General features: G+C 61.6%; 16 protein-coding genes. 5 read left to right on the forward strand and 11 right to left on the reverse strand.

Going from position 1 to position 14,069, the window contains the following annotated elements:
• Window positions 1–33: 33 nt before the first annotated feature.
• The 11 genes from KD146_RS11150 to ectA all read right to left on the reverse strand — a co-directional run bounded on the left by KD146_RS11150 (window position 34) and on the right by ectA (window position 8,581).
• Window positions 34–270, reverse strand: a complete 237-nt coding sequence (locus tag KD146_RS11150) for a hypothetical protein (protein ID WP_212658740.1) — start codon at window positions 268–270, stop codon at window positions 34–36.
• Between the two features lie 123 nt (window positions 271–393).
• On the reverse strand, window positions 394–582 hold the full coding sequence (locus KD146_RS11155) for a hypothetical protein (protein ID WP_212658741.1): 189 nt from the start codon (window positions 580–582) through the stop codon (window positions 394–396).
• Window positions 583–682: 100 nt separating this feature from the next.
• A complete protein-coding gene (gene ehuA, locus KD146_RS11160; RefSeq protein ID WP_249327647.1) occupies window positions 683–1,453 on the reverse strand; it encodes an ectoine/hydroxyectoine ABC transporter ATP-binding protein EhuA in 771 nt (256 codons plus the stop codon).
• The gene (ehuD, locus tag KD146_RS11165; RefSeq protein ID WP_212658742.1) at window positions 1,450–2,142 is read right to left on the reverse strand and encodes an ectoine/hydroxyectoine ABC transporter permease subunit EhuD; all 693 of its coding nucleotides are present in this window, start codon (window positions 2,140–2,142) and stop codon (window positions 1,450–1,452) included. The genes ehuA and ehuD overlap by 4 nt, the downstream gene beginning before the upstream one ends.
• A gap of 2 nt (window positions 2,143–2,144) precedes the next feature.
• On the reverse strand, window positions 2,145–2,816 hold the full coding sequence (gene ehuC / locus KD146_RS11170) for an ectoine/hydroxyectoine ABC transporter permease subunit EhuC (RefSeq protein WP_212658743.1): 672 nt from the start codon (window positions 2,814–2,816) through the stop codon (window positions 2,145–2,147).
• Between the two features lie 84 nt (window positions 2,817–2,900).
• Entirely contained in the window at window positions 2,901–3,767 is an 867-nt protein-coding gene (gene ehuB / locus KD146_RS11175) for an ectoine/hydroxyectoine ABC transporter substrate-binding protein EhuB (RefSeq protein ID WP_212658744.1), read from the reverse strand.
• Between the two features lie 69 nt (window positions 3,768–3,836).
• Window positions 3,837–5,294: an aspartate kinase gene (locus KD146_RS11180; RefSeq protein ID WP_212658745.1), complete on the reverse strand. Its 1,458-nt coding sequence runs from the start codon at window positions 5,292–5,294 to the stop codon at window positions 3,837–3,839.
• 74 nt (window positions 5,295–5,368) lie between these two features.
• Window positions 5,369–6,292, reverse strand: coding sequence for an ectoine hydroxylase (thpD, locus tag KD146_RS11185; protein ID WP_345790785.1), 924 nt, complete (start codon window positions 6,290–6,292; stop codon window positions 5,369–5,371).
• Between the two features lie 44 nt (window positions 6,293–6,336).
• Window positions 6,337–6,729, reverse strand: a complete 393-nt coding sequence (locus KD146_RS11190) for an ectoine synthase (RefSeq protein ID WP_212658747.1) — start codon at window positions 6,727–6,729, stop codon at window positions 6,337–6,339.
• Between the two features lie 13 nt (window positions 6,730–6,742).
• Window positions 6,743–8,032, reverse strand: a complete 1,290-nt coding sequence (gene ectB, locus KD146_RS11195; RefSeq protein ID WP_212658748.1) for a diaminobutyrate--2-oxoglutarate transaminase — start codon at window positions 8,030–8,032, stop codon at window positions 6,743–6,745.
• Window positions 8,033–8,080: 48 nt separating this feature from the next.
• Window positions 8,081–8,581, reverse strand: coding sequence for a diaminobutyrate acetyltransferase (ectA, locus tag KD146_RS11200; protein ID WP_249327648.1), 501 nt, complete (start codon window positions 8,579–8,581; stop codon window positions 8,081–8,083).
• Between the two features lie 344 nt (window positions 8,582–8,925).
• Between ectA and KD146_RS11205 the strand changes: the two genes are divergently transcribed.
• The 5 genes from KD146_RS11205 to KD146_RS11225 all read left to right on the forward strand — a co-directional run bounded on the left by KD146_RS11205 (window position 8,926) and on the right by KD146_RS11225 (window position 14,056).
• Window positions 8,926–9,417 carry a MarR family winged helix-turn-helix transcriptional regulator gene (locus KD146_RS11205; RefSeq protein WP_212658750.1) on the forward strand — a complete coding sequence of 164 codons (492 nt, stop codon included), beginning with the start codon at window positions 8,926–8,928 and terminating at the stop codon, window positions 9,415–9,417.
• Window positions 9,418–9,520: 103 nt separating this feature from the next.
• Complete coding sequence (locus tag KD146_RS11210) at window positions 9,521–9,964, forward strand: hemerythrin domain-containing protein (protein WP_212658751.1); 444 nt, start codon at window positions 9,521–9,523, stop codon at window positions 9,962–9,964.
• 103 nt (window positions 9,965–10,067) lie between these two features.
• Window positions 10,068–10,355, forward strand: coding sequence for a hypothetical protein (locus tag KD146_RS11215; protein ID WP_212658752.1), 288 nt, complete (start codon window positions 10,068–10,070; stop codon window positions 10,353–10,355).
• Between the two features lie 21 nt (window positions 10,356–10,376).
• Window positions 10,377–11,471 carry a mechanosensitive ion channel family protein gene (locus tag KD146_RS11220; RefSeq protein WP_212658753.1) on the forward strand — a complete coding sequence of 365 codons (1,095 nt, stop codon included), beginning with the start codon at window positions 10,377–10,379 and terminating at the stop codon, window positions 11,469–11,471.
• Window positions 11,472–11,650: 179 nt separating this feature from the next.
• Window positions 11,651–14,056 (forward strand): S8 family peptidase, encoded by a 2,406-nt coding sequence (locus KD146_RS11225; RefSeq protein WP_212658754.1) that lies wholly within the window; start codon window positions 11,651–11,653, stop codon window positions 14,054–14,056.
• Window positions 14,057–14,069: the final 13 nt, after the last annotated feature.

Genomic DNA, 14,069 nt, shown 5'->3' on the forward strand with positions numbered 1-14,069 from the left:
ACCCGCCGCAGCGCTTGCTGTGGCGGGTTTTTCTTATTCTTCCTCGCCGGTCCAGGTTGGACGACTATAATCGGGCTTGGGCGGCGGAGTGCCGTCATGGGCATAGCTATTGGGTCCGATATCGGGCTCGGGATGCTGATCGGCGCCGCCGGGATGGGGGACCTTGTCGGTATCCTCATGCACCTCGGGATGGGGGTCAGCGACGTCGTTTAGCCCGGTGCCGGCACCTGTGGGCAGGCCGTCGGGTTGGGGAATGGAACGCTCAATCATGGTTGGCTCCTCAAACGTGTTTGCACTGGGTATCAAGCCTCAAACGGCAATCGGCCCAACGCGGCACACCTCAAAGAGGTTGCCGCGCCGGGCCGAGCACTGCTCGCTTTGGAGGTCGGCAGTTTAGTGAACGGTTGCCGGCAGAATGGTCTCACCCAGCAGGCTGACGGACACGCCGGAGCGACCAATCTCGGCAAGGCCAAGATTGCGCAACTGCTCCACGAGCTCATTGTCAACGCCGCTACGCCCTGCGCGCAACGCGCTCAGGGCCTGTTGTTGCTGGGGGGTCAGAAGGGTCCAGGATAGGGTCATCGGCTTCACCTCGCTTGTTGTGCGATGTAAACCTTGAATGCGCCTTTGCGTTCCCACGTCCCTGATCACATCTGGACTGGCGCGCCCCGATGCCCCACCGCTAGTCGATCACGGCCTGCAGAAATTCACGGGTCCGCGCCTCGGTGGGGTCGGTGAACAACTGTTCGGGCGTGCCCTCTTCGCGGATCTGACCCTGATCGAAGAAACATACCCGGTCCGAAATCTCGCGGGCGAAACGCATTTCGTGGGTCACCAGCAGCATGGTCAGATCGTGTTCCTCGGCCAGGCGACCGATCACGGTAAGCACTTCGCCGACCAGTTCGGGATCCAGCGCCGAAGTGGGCTCATCAAACAGCAGTATGCTGGGCCGCATCGCCAGGGCCCGGGCAATGCCGACACGCTGCTGCTGTCCGCCCGAAAGCTGGTGTGGATATTTGCTGGACTGATCGGCCAGGCCAACCAGATCAAGCAGCTCCTCGGCCCGCTGTCGGGCTTCCCTCTTGCTCATCCCGAGCACCTTGACCGGTGCCTCGGTGATGTTGCGCAGCACGGTCATGTGCGGGAACAGATTGAACTGCTGGAACACCATGCCCAGTTGCGCGCGCATTTTGCGCAGATGCGCCTCGCTGGCCGGCTTGAGCCCATCAGGCCCCTGCTCGTGCCAGAGCGGTTCGCCATTGACCGAGACGACGCCGCCATCAATGCCCTCAAGCGTCATCAGAATGCGCAGCACGGTCGACTTGCCCGAGCCGGATGGTCCGATAATGGAGACCTTCTCGCCGCGCTTGACCTCGAAATCGAGTTCGTTGAGCACGGTCAGGTCGCCGAAGCGCTTCACGACCTTGTCGAATTTGATGATTGAATCGCTCATTTTAGGGGTATCCCCTGCTTGGGAAGCCAGTTGTCGAGCAGGCGAACGCCTGCCGACGCAACCAGCGTCATGATGAGGTAGAGGCCGCCAACCAGTGACAGCGGAATGAGGTAGCTGAAGGTGCGATCGCCAACGATCTTGGCGACGTTGAGCATCTCGAGCACCGTGACGACCGATAGTACTGGCACGTCCTTCATGATCGAGACCAGGTAATTGCCCATGGCCGGCACGATGCGCGGAATGGCCTGCGGCACCACGATATGGGTAAAGGTCCGCGCCGCCGACAGGTTGAGCGCCCGCGCCGCCTCATGCTGATCCTTGGCCACAGCTTCAAGCCCAGCCCGATACACTTCGGAGGTGTAAGCGCTGTACTGGATGCCCAATGCCAGCGCGCCGGTCATGAACGCCGGCAGCACGATGCCGTACTCGGGCAGCACGTAATAGAGGAAGAACAGCTGCACCAGCAGGGGCGTGTCGCGGATGAACTCGGTGATCAGGGTCGCAGGCCACGAGATGAAGCGCGACGGTGCGCTCTTGAGCACGGCAAAGACCAGTCCCAGTACCAGCGCGACGAAGAAGCCGAGCACGGTGGCCTGGATTGTCACCCACATGCCGATCAACAGGATCGGCATGATGGAAATGGCGAAGGCGAGTGGGCTCGATAGGTCCCATTCAAATCCGAATAACATGGCTAGCCTCCCACCGTGCGCCAGCGCGTGACGTAGCGCTCAAGCAGTCGCATGAGGCCGGTCACGACCAGCGCCATGCCGAAATAGGTCACCAGCAACATCGAATAGATGGTGGTGCTGTCCTGGGTGAAATTGCGGATCTGTTCGGCGCGGAATGTCAGATCGCCCAGGCTGATAAGCGAGACCAGTGCGGTGTCCTTGAGGTTCTGCACCGCCAGATTGCCGAACGAAGGCATCATTTCGGGGATGGCCTGGGGAATGGTGATGTTCCACAAGGTCTGGCGCGAGGTGAAGTTGAGCGCGCGAGCGGCTTCATGCTGGTCGGTATGGACCGACTGAATGGCGCCGCGCACCACTTCGGCGCCATAGGCACCGATATTGAGGCCCAGAGCCAGCACGCCGGCGAGCACCGGCGGCAAGCGCAGGTCGATGCCCATCGCCGTACCGGCCAGCGGCAGCGCGAAATATAGCCAGAACAGCTGAACCAGCAGCGAGGTGCCACGGAACACTTCGATATAGGCAACCGAGACACCCTTGATCGCCCAATTGGGCGAGAGCTTGCCGATGCCGAAAACGAAGGCCAGCACGGCGCCCAGCACGGTGGAATAAAGGGTCAGCTGGACGGTGACCCAGGCCCCCTCCATCAGGGGCGTGATGTAATCTGTCCAATGCATGGTCTTTTCCCTGCAAACAGGCGTTGAAACGCGCCAAGGGCGGGTGCCGGAGCACCCGCCCAGAGCAGCATCAGAGCGCGTCGATTACTCGGCGGCGCAGAGTTCTTCGGTGGTCTTGGTGCCCGAGCCGTCGACGTCGGACTGGGTGAAGCCATAGCCCATCAGCGTTTCGGACCATTCTGGCGTTGCCTTGAATTCGGCCAAAGCGCCATTGACGGCGTCACGCAGTTCTTCATTGCCGCTGGCGAAGGTGAAACCACCCCAGCTGCGCACGGGCACGCCACCGATTACGGGATCGGAAAAATCGCTGGCGACTTCAACGCCCTTGCCCTGATCGGCCAGACCGCTGGCTGTCAGGCTGGTCGCGGCATAGGCATCAGCCCGGCCCGTCGACACGGTCGAGATCGCGTCGGCATTGGCAGCGATGGTCACCAGATTGCCCTCGGAAACACCGAGTTCCTGCATCATGTCGAGCTGGTCGGCACCGGCCATGATAGCGACCTTGAGGTCGGGGTTTTCAGCAAAATCGGTATAGGCGTGGATGCCCTTGGGGTTACCTTCTGCCACCAGCAGGCCTTCGCCATAGGAGGTGTTTGGCTGAGAGAACAGCACCTGGGTGCAGCGATCGGGACGGATGGCCATTTCAGCGGCGACCATGTCGAAACGATCAGCCTGCAGACCGGGGATCAGCGATGAGAAGTTGGTGGTGACCCACTCAATGTTGTCGACGCCAAGCTTTTCCATGATGGCCTTGGCCACATCTGGACCTGCGCCGAGCGCCGCGCCGGTGGGGTCGACATAGCCATAGGGGATTTCGTTGGCTACCGCGATGCGGATGGTTCCTGATTCCTGGATCTCTGCGAGCGTTGCAGCGCTGACGGCCGTGGAGGCCATTGCGGATACGGCAATCGCAGACAGTGCTGTGAGTGCATTCTTTCCGAATTTCGTCATGGTGTTGCTCCTCTTTGATTTTCGGGCAGGTAGCCGGTTGCAGCCCAATCGAATTCAACCGGCCTGTGTTTAGGCGACGGCGTGCAGCGTCTCGCGTTGCGCCGGTGCCCAATTCTCGATCAGGCCCTTGTGCAGGGCCTTGATGGTGTTTTCGAAATCGGCCTGTTCGACCACGACCTGCAGGTCCACCTTGCGGATCAGGTCATGCACGCCGAGTGGTTCAATACCGGCGCCTGCCAGCGCCTTGATGGCCTGCAGCAGCACGGCGGTGCCGCTAAGATCGCGCCCGATGGCCGAAACGATCGACACCTTGCGCAGGGTGATCTCGGCGCTCGGGAAGGCTGCAGAGAGATCGGCTTCAACCCGGCGAATGGCCTTCATCGACCCTTTGAGAAAGTGGGTGATGGTATTGGCGTTGGAGGTCTTGGAGATGATCCAGACGCTGTGGCGCTTGAGCGCGTCCAGAATGCCGGAATCATAGCCTTTCACCCCGACCATGTCCTGATCGTAGAACTCGAGCGCAAACACGTTGCGCAGCCCGGTGACGATCTCAACCTGCGGCGCACGTGCATGCAGGTCCGAACGGATCAGCGTGCCGTCGTGCTCGGGCTCGAAGGCGTTCTTTACCCGGAGCGGAATGCCCGCCTGACGCAGGCTCTTGGCTGCCCGGGGATGGATCGCTTCCATCCCCATATTGGAGAGCTGATCGGCCACGTCGTAATTGGTTTCGCCAATGACCCGGACGGCGTCCACACCGACCACACGCGGGTCGGATGAGGAGAGGTGAAACTCCTTGTGGATGATTGCCTCGCCAGCGCCGGTGACCACCGCCACGCGCGATAGTGTCACTTCGCTATACCCGCGATCATAGGTGCCCATGAGCACTTCTCGGCACTGGGCATAGCCGGTGACGATGGGCAGTTCGCGGTTGACATCGATCTCCTCAAAGGCCCGCGCGATGGCTTCGTCCAGCGGCAACTGGCTGTCTTCACGCCAGCCGGTGAGATCAACAAAGCGGGCATTGACGCCCTGCATGTTGAGCAGCATTGCCGTATTGAAGGCCGACTGCGCCTCGCCCAGCGAGGCGAGCATTTCGCGAACCGTGAGCAGGTGCTGTTCAAGCTGGAAGTGCCCGAACGAGCAGAGCCGTGACAGATCGATCAGACAGGAGCGGACGCCTTCGACGCGTTCGCGCGCGAAACGGTTGGCTGTTTGCCGCGCGCCGTCATCGCTGAAGATTTCAGCGTTCTGCGCAAACATCTTTTCGGCGACCTGATTGAGGGCATCGCCCCAGGTCCAGCTACCCTCGGCACTGGCGAACAGGGCATAGACTCCCGGTTCGCCCGATTTCTTGTGCTCGAGCAGGCTGTCGGTCATGCCCGCATAGGCGGATACCACGAAGATGCGATTGTAGAGGTCGTCGCCCTCGCGCGTACCGATCAGCACGGTGTCGAGCAATTCGGCGGTGCGCGTCATGGACGTGCCGCCGATCTTTTCAACCGTGTGGTGCTTAGTCGTATTGGTCATGTCGTCTCCGGCGCTTCCCCGGCTTGGTGCGGGGGAAGCGGTGCCTTGGTGTCAAAATTCGGGGGGCGACCGGCCTAGACGAGTTTGCCGCCCTCAATGCTGATCGGTGCCGCAGGATCGCGCGAGCTCAGGAATGCCGGACGCGGTGCCTTTGCCGCAAAGGGCTCGACCACGCGATTGTCCCAGGCGTTGTAGACGAAGAACGCGTTGGAGCGCGGGAATGGCGTGATGTTGCCGTTCGAGCCGTGAATGGTGTTGCAGTCGAACAGGATGACCGTACCGGCGCGGCCGGCGGCGTAGTCCACGCCGAAGGTCTGGGCCAGCTTGGACAGGCTGTCCTGCGAGGGCACACCAATTTCCTGCTTCTTGAGCGAGGTCTTGTGGTTGTCGTCCGGGGTCTCGCCAGCGCAGGCCACATAGGTCTTGTGCGAGCCAGGCATCAGCATGAGCGGCCCGTTGAGGGCATCATTGTCGGTCAGCAGAACCGAGGCCGAAATGGCGCGCATGCGCGGCATGCCATCCTCGGCGTGCCAGGTCTCGAAGTCGGAGTGCCAGTAGAATTCCTTGCCGGTAAAGCCCGGCTTGTAGTTCAGGCGCGACTGGTGGAGATAGACATCGTCATTGAGCAGATAGCTGACACGACCGGCCACGCGCTTGTCGCGGGCGAGACGGTCAAACAGCGCGTTCTGCTCGTCGAGACGGAAGACGGTGCGCACTTCGTCCGAATTTGGCTCGGTGATGATGTTTTCCGGGGCCAGCTTGGCTTCCCCCGAGCGCATGCGCGCAGATTCTGCCTGCAGCGCTTCGATCTCCTGGGATGAAAAGACACCCTTGAGCACGAGATAGCCGTTCTTTTCGAACGACTCCGTTTCGGCGCGGGTCAGCGGCGCTTCAGGCGACCACTTGCCCCAAACCGTGGGGTCCTTGCGCTCGAGCCATTGCTCGGCTGGCAAGCGTGTGGGGTAGTCGTCCTGCTGGGTAGTGTTGGTGGCGGGCATTGTCATGTCTTGGCCTTTCTCTTTTGAGGGTTGAAAGGACGCGACTAGGCGTCTTCGGTGATGGGGGCGTAGGAGCCATCTTCACGATGGACTTCGGTGCCGGTCACCGGCGGGTTGAAACAGCAGGCCATGACCATCTCGCTCTTGGCGGTCAGGCGATGCTTGTCGTTCTTGTCGAGCGCGTACATCACGCCCGGGCGGATCTGGTGCACCTTGCCGGTATCGAGCTCTTCAATGCTGCCCTCGCCGGACACGCAGTAAACGCTCTCGAAGTGATGCTTGTAGTGGAACACGTGGCTGGTGTTCTCGTGGATGCGCGTGATGTGGAAGCTGAAGCCCATGTCATCGCCGGCCAGCAGCAGACGCGTGCTGTCCCAGCCATCAGAATTGACGAGGCGTTCGCCCTTGCGGGCCTCATGGAGATCTCGAACGATCATGTTGCGTATCCTTCTATTCGGCAGCTGCGCGGTGCAGACCCATGACCGCATCAAAAGCGGCCTCCAGGGTGTCCAGGCCCGCAGCAAGCTGCTCGGTTGAAATGGTGAGTGGCGCGAGCACCTTGACGATCTGGTCAAAGCTACCCGAGGTCTCGATGATCAGACCCTTGGTGAAGCAGGTCTTGCAGATGGCGGCAGCGTGTTCGCCGCTACCCGCATCAACGCCCAGCATCATGCCGCGGCCCTTGATGCCCAGATCATGCTCATCGGCAATGGCACCCAGGCGATCGGCCAGATATTCGGCCTTCTTGGCCACTTCGGTGGCGAAGCTGTCATCGGCCCAGAACTTCTCCAGCGCGGCGGCTGCCGTGATGAAGGCGTGGTTATTGCCACGGAAGGTGCCGTTGTGCTCGGCTGGCTTCCAGATGTCATGCTCTGGCTTGATCAGCGTGACGGCGAGCGGCAGGCCCATGCCCGAGAGCGATTTCGCCATGGTGATCAGGTCGGGCGACAGGCCCATGCCATCAAACGAGAAGAAGCCGCCCGTACGACCGCAGCCGGCCTGAATGTCATCGATGATGAACAGCGCGCCGTGCTTGCGGGCGATCTTTTCGATCTGCTGCAGCCAGCTCTTGGATGCGGCATTGAGCCCGCCTTCGCCCTGCACGGTCTCGACGATGATGGCGGCTGGCGCATCCACGCCGCTGGAGGGATCGGACAACTGGTGGTCCAGCAGGTCGGCTGTATTGATCTCGGGGCCATAATAGCCGTCAAAGGCGGCGCGGGTGACACCCGAAAGCGGCGTGGAGGCACCGGCGCGGTGCTTGCCATTGCCGGTGGCGGCCAGTGCGCCCAGCGTCACGCCATGAAAGCCATTGGTAAAGGAGATCACATTGTTGCGGCCTGTGACCTTGCGCGCCAGCTTGAGCGCGGCTTCAACGGCGTTGGCGCCAGTCGGTCCGGTGAACTGGACGCGGTGGTTCATGCCGCGGGGCTTGAGGATGTACTGTTCGAAATTGGCCAGGAAGTGCTCCTTGGCGTCGGTGAACATATCCAGGCCATGGGCAATGCCATCGGCGGAGACGTACTCGATCAGTGCAGCCTTGAGATCGGGATCGTTGTGGCCATAGTTCAGGCTCGAACAACCGGCGAGGAAGTCGGTATAGGCCTTGCCGCTGGTGTCGTAGATCGTGGCGCCAACTGCCTTGTCGAACATCTTGGGAAAGCTGCGCGAATAGGAGCGCACCCGGCTTTCAACGCGGTCGAAAGTGGCAAGTGGCGAAGTGGTTTTGGTCAAAGTCATAGAGCGCGTCTCCCAGGACGATTGTCAGTCAGAGATGAAAATGTCAGATCAAGCTGCGGCCAGGCTGGCCACGCGATCCCGTTGAATTGGTCCGATCGACACGGCGAATTCGCTGGCATGTTCGCCGGCGAAATGGCTGTCTCGATCAAAGCGTTCGGCGCGCTGCAATTGCGCGTTAAGCGCCTTGGCTACGGAGCCGAAGAGCGCCCATGATGCCTCATTGTCACCGGTAATGGTGCAGCTCACCTGGGTCAGCTTTGCATTGCCCACACGGGCTAGCGCGTCAGCGATCAAGCGTTTGCCCAGGCCTTGGCCGCGTGCTTCGTCGCTAACACAGACCTGCCAGACGAACAGTGTGTCGGGCTGGGCTGGCGGCACGTAGCCCGACATCCAGCCGACCACTTCGCCATCGCGCTCGGCGATGGTGCAGGTGTCGGCGAAATCCGAGCATTGCAGCAGATTGGCGTAGAGCGAATTGCTATCGAGTGCAGGTGTTGCCTCGATCAGCGCCCAGACCCGGGAACCATCGGTATCCCGCGGGGCACGCAAGCGAATCTTCAGATCGCCAGATGCATCTGCCTGATGCAACCCGGCCTTGTTCAGAACGGCATTCCCTTGAATCATGGAGCGACTATTTAGATCGTCAGAACTAAATGTCAACACGATCCGGCATCACATAATACCTTCCGCGGCAAGGTAAACTCAGGAAATCTATGCGTTCTGTGGGATTGAGGTTATTTCCCCAGCCAAAGTTATTTTTGCACCCTCCGACGGCGAGAGCGCATTGTGATAAAACTGTTTAGATTTTGCGAACTAAATGTGACGCAGGGCCGTTATCGCTTATCCGCTTGGGTTCAGTTTCCTATGGCGCTAGAGTATTGGAGTTGATCGAGATGGGTGTTGCGTTGGAAAATCGGACCAAGGTTGCCTTGACTGCCATGCGCAAGATCCTGCGCACCACCGAGTTGAACAGCAAGCGGTTGATGCAGGAAACCGGACTGACACCATCTCAATTGATCTTCATGCAATTGCTCGACGACGAGCGCGAGCAGACCGCTGGCTATGTTGCCGGACGCATGGGCATTACCCAGGCCACCACCACGGCCCTGCTGCAAAAGCTTGAAGCGCTGGGCATGATACAGCGCCGCAAGGGCGAAACGGATCGCCGCCAGGTATGGCTGTCACTGACCGATGCGGGCCGCAAGGTGCTGACCATTGCTCCTGACGGGGTGCACGCCCGCTTTCAGGAGCAGTTCGCAGCCCTTGATGATTGGGAACAGGCGATGCTGATTGCCTCGCTGGAACGGGTGGCAGCGCTACTGGGCAATGAGGATCAGGCCGCGGCAGCCGTGCTCGATGCAACGGCAGCCCTCTCAAGCGATTGAGCGAGACGGCCATGGGCTCAAACTGAGTCTGAGTTGATCGGGGTCAAATATTGCGACAGGGGCGGTGCTAGGCTTTGGACTTGCCAGCCTAGTGGAACACCCGATGACTCTGCCCAATCGCCATATCGCGGCACTGGAACAAAGCTATAGTGAGCTGCTGGCGCTGTGTGACGCCCTCGAAACGGTGGCTGACAACCTGCCCCATGAGATCAATGCCCGGGTATGCCGTAGCCTGGCGGATGCACTTGAACCGCTGGTCGCCCGCACCCACCAGCAGGAAGAAGAGACACTTTTTCCTCTGCTGGCAGCGAGCCAGAATCCGCAGCTCAGCCGCACGCTGGCGCGATTGCGCGAAGAGCATCTGGCCGATCACAGCACCGCAGCCGAGGTCAGCGAAGCGCTACATGACCTGAGCGCAGGAGCGTCCAAGCTGTCGCCCGATGCTGTTGGTTATTTGCTGCGCTCCTTCTTTGAAAGCATGCGCCGCCATGTATTGAGCGAGCAGGAACTGCTCGCCATGGTCGGCCCGCCCCCGCTGCTGCACTAGAGGTGAACCAAGGCAATGGCCATCTGAGCCTGATGGGCACATTGTGTATGCCCATGCGGGGCGCCATGGCCTAGTCTGTCAGCGTATAGCGAGGAGTCTGCGTTTGGACACAGGTGAAGCGGCGACAGGTTGGTCGGAGTTGTGGGGCGAACTGATCGAGGCGTTCGACTTCCTCAGCAGCGGGCTGTTCTCGCTGATTTGGCAGCCTTGGGGGCAGATCCAGATCGCAACCCTGCTGGGAGTGCTGGGCGTCACCTTTCTGATAGCGCGCCGGATCGAGCCGGTCTTTGAAAAATGGGTGCGCGGACTCGAGACCAATCGGCGCACCATGCGGGCCTATGCGATCCTGCTGCGGCGGCTGCATCTGGTATTCTTTTGCGCCAGCACCTAGGCGATCTGGCTGGTGATGCGGATGACCACCTGGCCCAGCCGCTCCTATCTGATCGGGGTGGTGGCGAGCATTGCCACGGTCTGGCTGGCAACTTCGCTGATCAGCAAGCTGGTCAAAAGCCCGCTGGTGGCCCGCCTGTTGACCGTCAGCGTCGTTGTGCTGGTGGCGCTTCAAATCCTGGGCGCCATCCCCATTGCCGCTTCAGTGCTCGACGCGGCGGCCCTGTCGGCAGGTGAGTTCCGCATCTCACTGCTTACAGTGGTCAAGACGATCTTCATTCTGAGCGTCTTGCTGACGATCTCGCAGATGATTTCGGGCTTCACCGAAACCCGGCTGCAATCGCTGGACGAGATTTCTCCATCCATGCGCGTGCTGGCCGGCAAGCTGGTTCGGGTCGGCCTGTTCACCATCGCAATTGTGCTGGGTCTGCAATCGGTCGGGCTGGACCTGACCACGCTAACCGTGTTTTCCGGCGCCATTGGTCTGGGGCTTGGTTTCGGACTGCAAAAGGTGGTGTCCAATCTGGTCAGCGGCGTCATCCTGCTGCTCGATAAATCGGTCAAGCCCGGCGATGTGATCGAAGTGGGCGATACCTTTGGCTGGATATCCAAGCTGGGTGCGCGCTTCGTTTCGGTGGTGACGCGCGATGGTCGCGAATATCTCATCCCCAATGAGGATCTGATCACCAATCAGGTGGTCAACTGGTCCCACACCAATCCGCGGGTGCGGCTGGAAGTGGAGTTCGGGGTCTCCTATGAGTCAGACCCGCTGACCGTGCGCAAGGTGGCCATCGAGGCAGCCGCACAGCCCAAGCGCGTGCTCGGCGTTCCCGCGCCGGTCTGTCACCTCAAGGGTTATGGCGATTCCTCGGTCGACTATGTGTTGCGGTTCTGGATTTCCGATCCCAGCGATGGCGTCATCAACATCAAGAGCGATGTGCTGATCGCGCTGTGGTACGGGCTTAAGCAGAACGGCATCGGCATCCCTTATCCGCGTCGCGACATCACCATCATCAAGCCTGTTGCTGTGACCTCCCAAGCGGACGAAACGCCGGTTGCTGCAAAGCGCTCACGTCCCCGGTCCAAGGCCCCAAAACCTGCGGCCAAATCGCCCTAGCGCGCCGCGCTCGCATGGCTCGATTCGACGCAAAGCGCCCCAAAACCCAGCTGAACAGCCCGTGTCAGGAATTTCCTTCACTTCGGAATATGCTGTGATGTCAATGAATTGGCCCGTCAGGCCGCAGTAGCAAGAACTTGTGATGTAGCGCCCGCCGACGGCCATGATAATGGCGAGGCATGTCGACATCCAGCAAGCAGGCGTCGCCTTCCGAGGCTCAACGCGCGCGTATCACCATTGCCAAATCCCTGCTGAGCACGGCGCTGATGGCGACCGTGCTGTCTGCTTGTGGCGGCGGCGGTGGGGGTTCGAGCGGCGGCGCCCCCAGCTCAACGCCCAGCGCAACAAGCGGCTGGGCGACCCGCAGCGTGACCTTCAATCCTGCGGTGGCGGCCAGCATCCTGCTCTCGGCCGAATTTCGCAATGCCGATGCCAATTGCACCTTTGTCGGCTGCGCCGCTGCGGGCACCCCGGCAGTAGGGCAATCGCAGGCGTTCGAGTTGCACAATCTGCACACCGCCCTGTCGTCGGGTGTCACCGGCGCCGGCAAGCTGGTGGCTGTGGTTGATGATGGCTTCCGCCTGACGCACCGCGAATTCTCCGGCAAGACGCTGAGCCAGACCGGCGCGCTGCCGCTGGCCGATCACGGCACGCATGTGGCGTCGCTCATTGCCGGCGTGAAGGACGGCGTGGGCATGCATGGCGTCGCGCCGGGCGCCAATCTGCACCTGACCTCGTTTGATCCAGCGGGCGGCGGCACGCTCGACATCGACAACGTCATTGCCGGCACGCTGAATGCGGCCGGTCTGGGCGCGGTGGCCCAGAACAATTCGTGGGGCTACAATGTCGATGCCCGCACGCTGCAGAACCACCTGACTGCCAATCCTGGACACAGCACCGCCCAGGCACTCAATGCCGTGGTTGCCGGCTTCGGCGCTGCCAAATGGCAATCCTATCTCGATGCCCTGAACACCTTCGAGAACGGTGGCGTGGTCGTTTGGGCCCTGTCCAATGACAACGCCATGACGTCGGGCGACGTGATGGCGACCCTGCCCTATTTTGACACAAGGCTGCAGGGCGCCTGGATTGCTGCCGCCAACGGGTATTTCGAGGTCAACGGCGCGGGGGACATCAGCAAGGCGATCCGGCTCTCGGCCGCCTGTGGGCTGGCTGCCCGGTTCTGCATTGCCGGTGACGGCACCACTACGGCGGCCAATGGCGCGTCGGACAGCGGCTATTCGGCGGGCACCGGCACCTCCTATGTTGCGCCACAGATTTCGGGCGCGGTCGCGCTCCTGGCACAGGCCTTTCCCGACATGACCCCGGAGGAATGGGCCAAGCGCCTGATGGCGAGCGCGGACAATAGCTGGTTCTCCAAGCTGGGCGTGCCGGTGGCCGGTTCGGTCGATTTCGGCAATGGCGTCAGTCATGCCTATTCCACCGAATGGGGCCACGGGGTGCTCGATATCGGCGCGGCGTTGGCGCCGATCGGCAGCGTCGCCGTGCTGTCGGGCGCCACGGTAACAAGCAGTGCGCGCGTCGGGCTGGCCGAGAGCGTATTGTTGGCTCCTGCCGCCTTTGGCGATGGGCTGACCACGGCGCTCGAAGGCACCGATGTGGCCGTGTTCGACGCGCTCAATCGCGGCTTCGCCGTTGAGGGCTCGGCGCTGGTTTCCAGCCCCGCCCCCACCATGCTGCCAGACCTGCTTGGCGCGGTGGAAACACCGCATTGGGGCGCCCTGCCCTCCTATCAGCAATTGCTGCGGCAGGCGCCAGATCTGGCCGAGGATGGCGCATCGGTTGCCATGCTCAGCAGCGCCGCTGGCGTCTTCGAGCAGCCTGGCAGTAGTGCTTTGGCCGAACGCAGCTCGGTGTTTGGCATGGTCCAGGACGCCGTGGCGGTCATCGCCACCCAGAATGCCGGCCCGCTCGACATCACCGCGATCGGCTTTGCCGGGCGCGGGGTGAATGGACAGACGGCGGGCATTGGCGGCACCGGGGTCAATCTGAGCTGGAGCGCTGGCGGCAGCCGCGCCAGTGTCGGTGTGAGCTTTATGAACGAACAGGGCGGCCTGTTGGGCATGCCCGAAAACGCGGCCTTTGGCTGGGGGACAGGCAGCGCTGCAGGAACGGCCCATATCGGGCTGGATCAGCAGATCGCGACCGATCTCGCGCTGTTCGGCCGGCTCGAATATGGGGTTGCCCGCCAGAGCGGCGCGACGTCCGGGCTGGTGGCCAATATGTCGGATCTGCAGTTTTCCGGCTTCGAGGTCGGCGCCCGGATGAATTCGGTGCTCTTTGCCAGCGACCGGCTGAGCTTTTCGCTGGCCCAGCCGCTGCGGATCGAGAGCGGCACGATGGGTCTGTCGCTACCGGTGTCGCGCAATGCGGATGGCGCCATTGAGCACCGCCAGCAGGACGCTGATCTGACCCCGGGTGGGCGCGAGTTCAATCTGAGCCTGGCCTATAGCCAGCCTATAGGCTCGGGGCAGTGGCAGATCGGCCTGCAGCACCGGCTCGATGCGGGCCATATCCAGGGCGCCTCATCAAGCGGTCTGGCATTGGGCGTCGGGCAGTCGTTCTAGCCAATATCAACGC

This window comes from Devosia litorisediminis (assembly GCF_018334155.1).
GTDB classification, from domain to species: Bacteria; Pseudomonadota; Alphaproteobacteria; order Rhizobiales; family Devosiaceae; genus Devosia; species Devosia litorisediminis.

What these genes read in the sequence shown, in the direction of transcription:
- ehuA (WP_249327647.1), bottom strand. Translation starts at nt 1,453, where the DNA reads ATGAGCGATTCAATCATCAAATTCGACAAGGTCGTGAAGCGCTTCGGC.
- KD146_RS11190 (WP_212658747.1), bottom strand. Translation starts at nt 6,729, where the DNA reads ATGATCGTTCGAGATCTCCATGAGGCCCGCAAGGGCGAACGCCTCGTC.
- KD146_RS11220 (WP_212658753.1), top strand. Translation starts at nt 10,377, where the DNA reads ATGACCACCTGGCCCAGCCGCTCCTATCTGATCGGGGTGGTGGCGAGC.
- ectB (WP_212658748.1), bottom strand. Translation starts at nt 8,032, where the DNA reads ATGACTTTGACCAAAACCACTTCGCCACTTGCCACTTTCGACCGCGTT.
- KD146_RS11225 (WP_212658754.1), top strand. Translation starts at nt 11,651, where the DNA reads ATGTCGACATCCAGCAAGCAGGCGTCGCCTTCCGAGGCTCAACGCGCG.
- KD146_RS11150 (WP_212658740.1), bottom strand. Translation starts at nt 270, where the DNA reads ATGATTGAGCGTTCCATTCCCCAACCCGACGGCCTGCCCACAGGTGCC.
- ehuD (WP_212658742.1), bottom strand. Translation starts at nt 2,142, where the DNA reads ATGTTATTCGGATTTGAATGGGACCTATCGAGCCCACTCGCCTTCGCC.
- thpD (WP_345790785.1), bottom strand. Translation starts at nt 6,292, where the DNA reads ATGCCCGCCACCAACACTACCCAGCAGGACGACTACCCCACACGCTTG.
- KD146_RS11210 (WP_212658751.1), top strand. Translation starts at nt 9,521, where the DNA reads ATGACTCTGCCCAATCGCCATATCGCGGCACTGGAACAAAGCTATAGT.
- ehuC (WP_212658743.1), bottom strand. Translation starts at nt 2,816, where the DNA reads ATGCATTGGACAGATTACATCACGCCCCTGATGGAGGGGGCCTGGGTC.
- KD146_RS11180 (WP_212658745.1), bottom strand. Translation starts at nt 5,294, where the DNA reads ATGACCAATACGACTAAGCACCACACGGTTGAAAAGATCGGCGGCACG.
- KD146_RS11205 (WP_212658750.1), top strand. Translation starts at nt 8,926, where the DNA reads ATGGGTGTTGCGTTGGAAAATCGGACCAAGGTTGCCTTGACTGCCATG.
- ehuB (WP_212658744.1), bottom strand. Translation starts at nt 3,767, where the DNA reads ATGACGAAATTCGGAAAGAATGCACTCACAGCACTGTCTGCGATTGCC.
- KD146_RS11155 (WP_212658741.1), bottom strand. Translation starts at nt 582, where the DNA reads ATGACCCTATCCTGGACCCTTCTGACCCCCCAGCAACAACAGGCCCTG.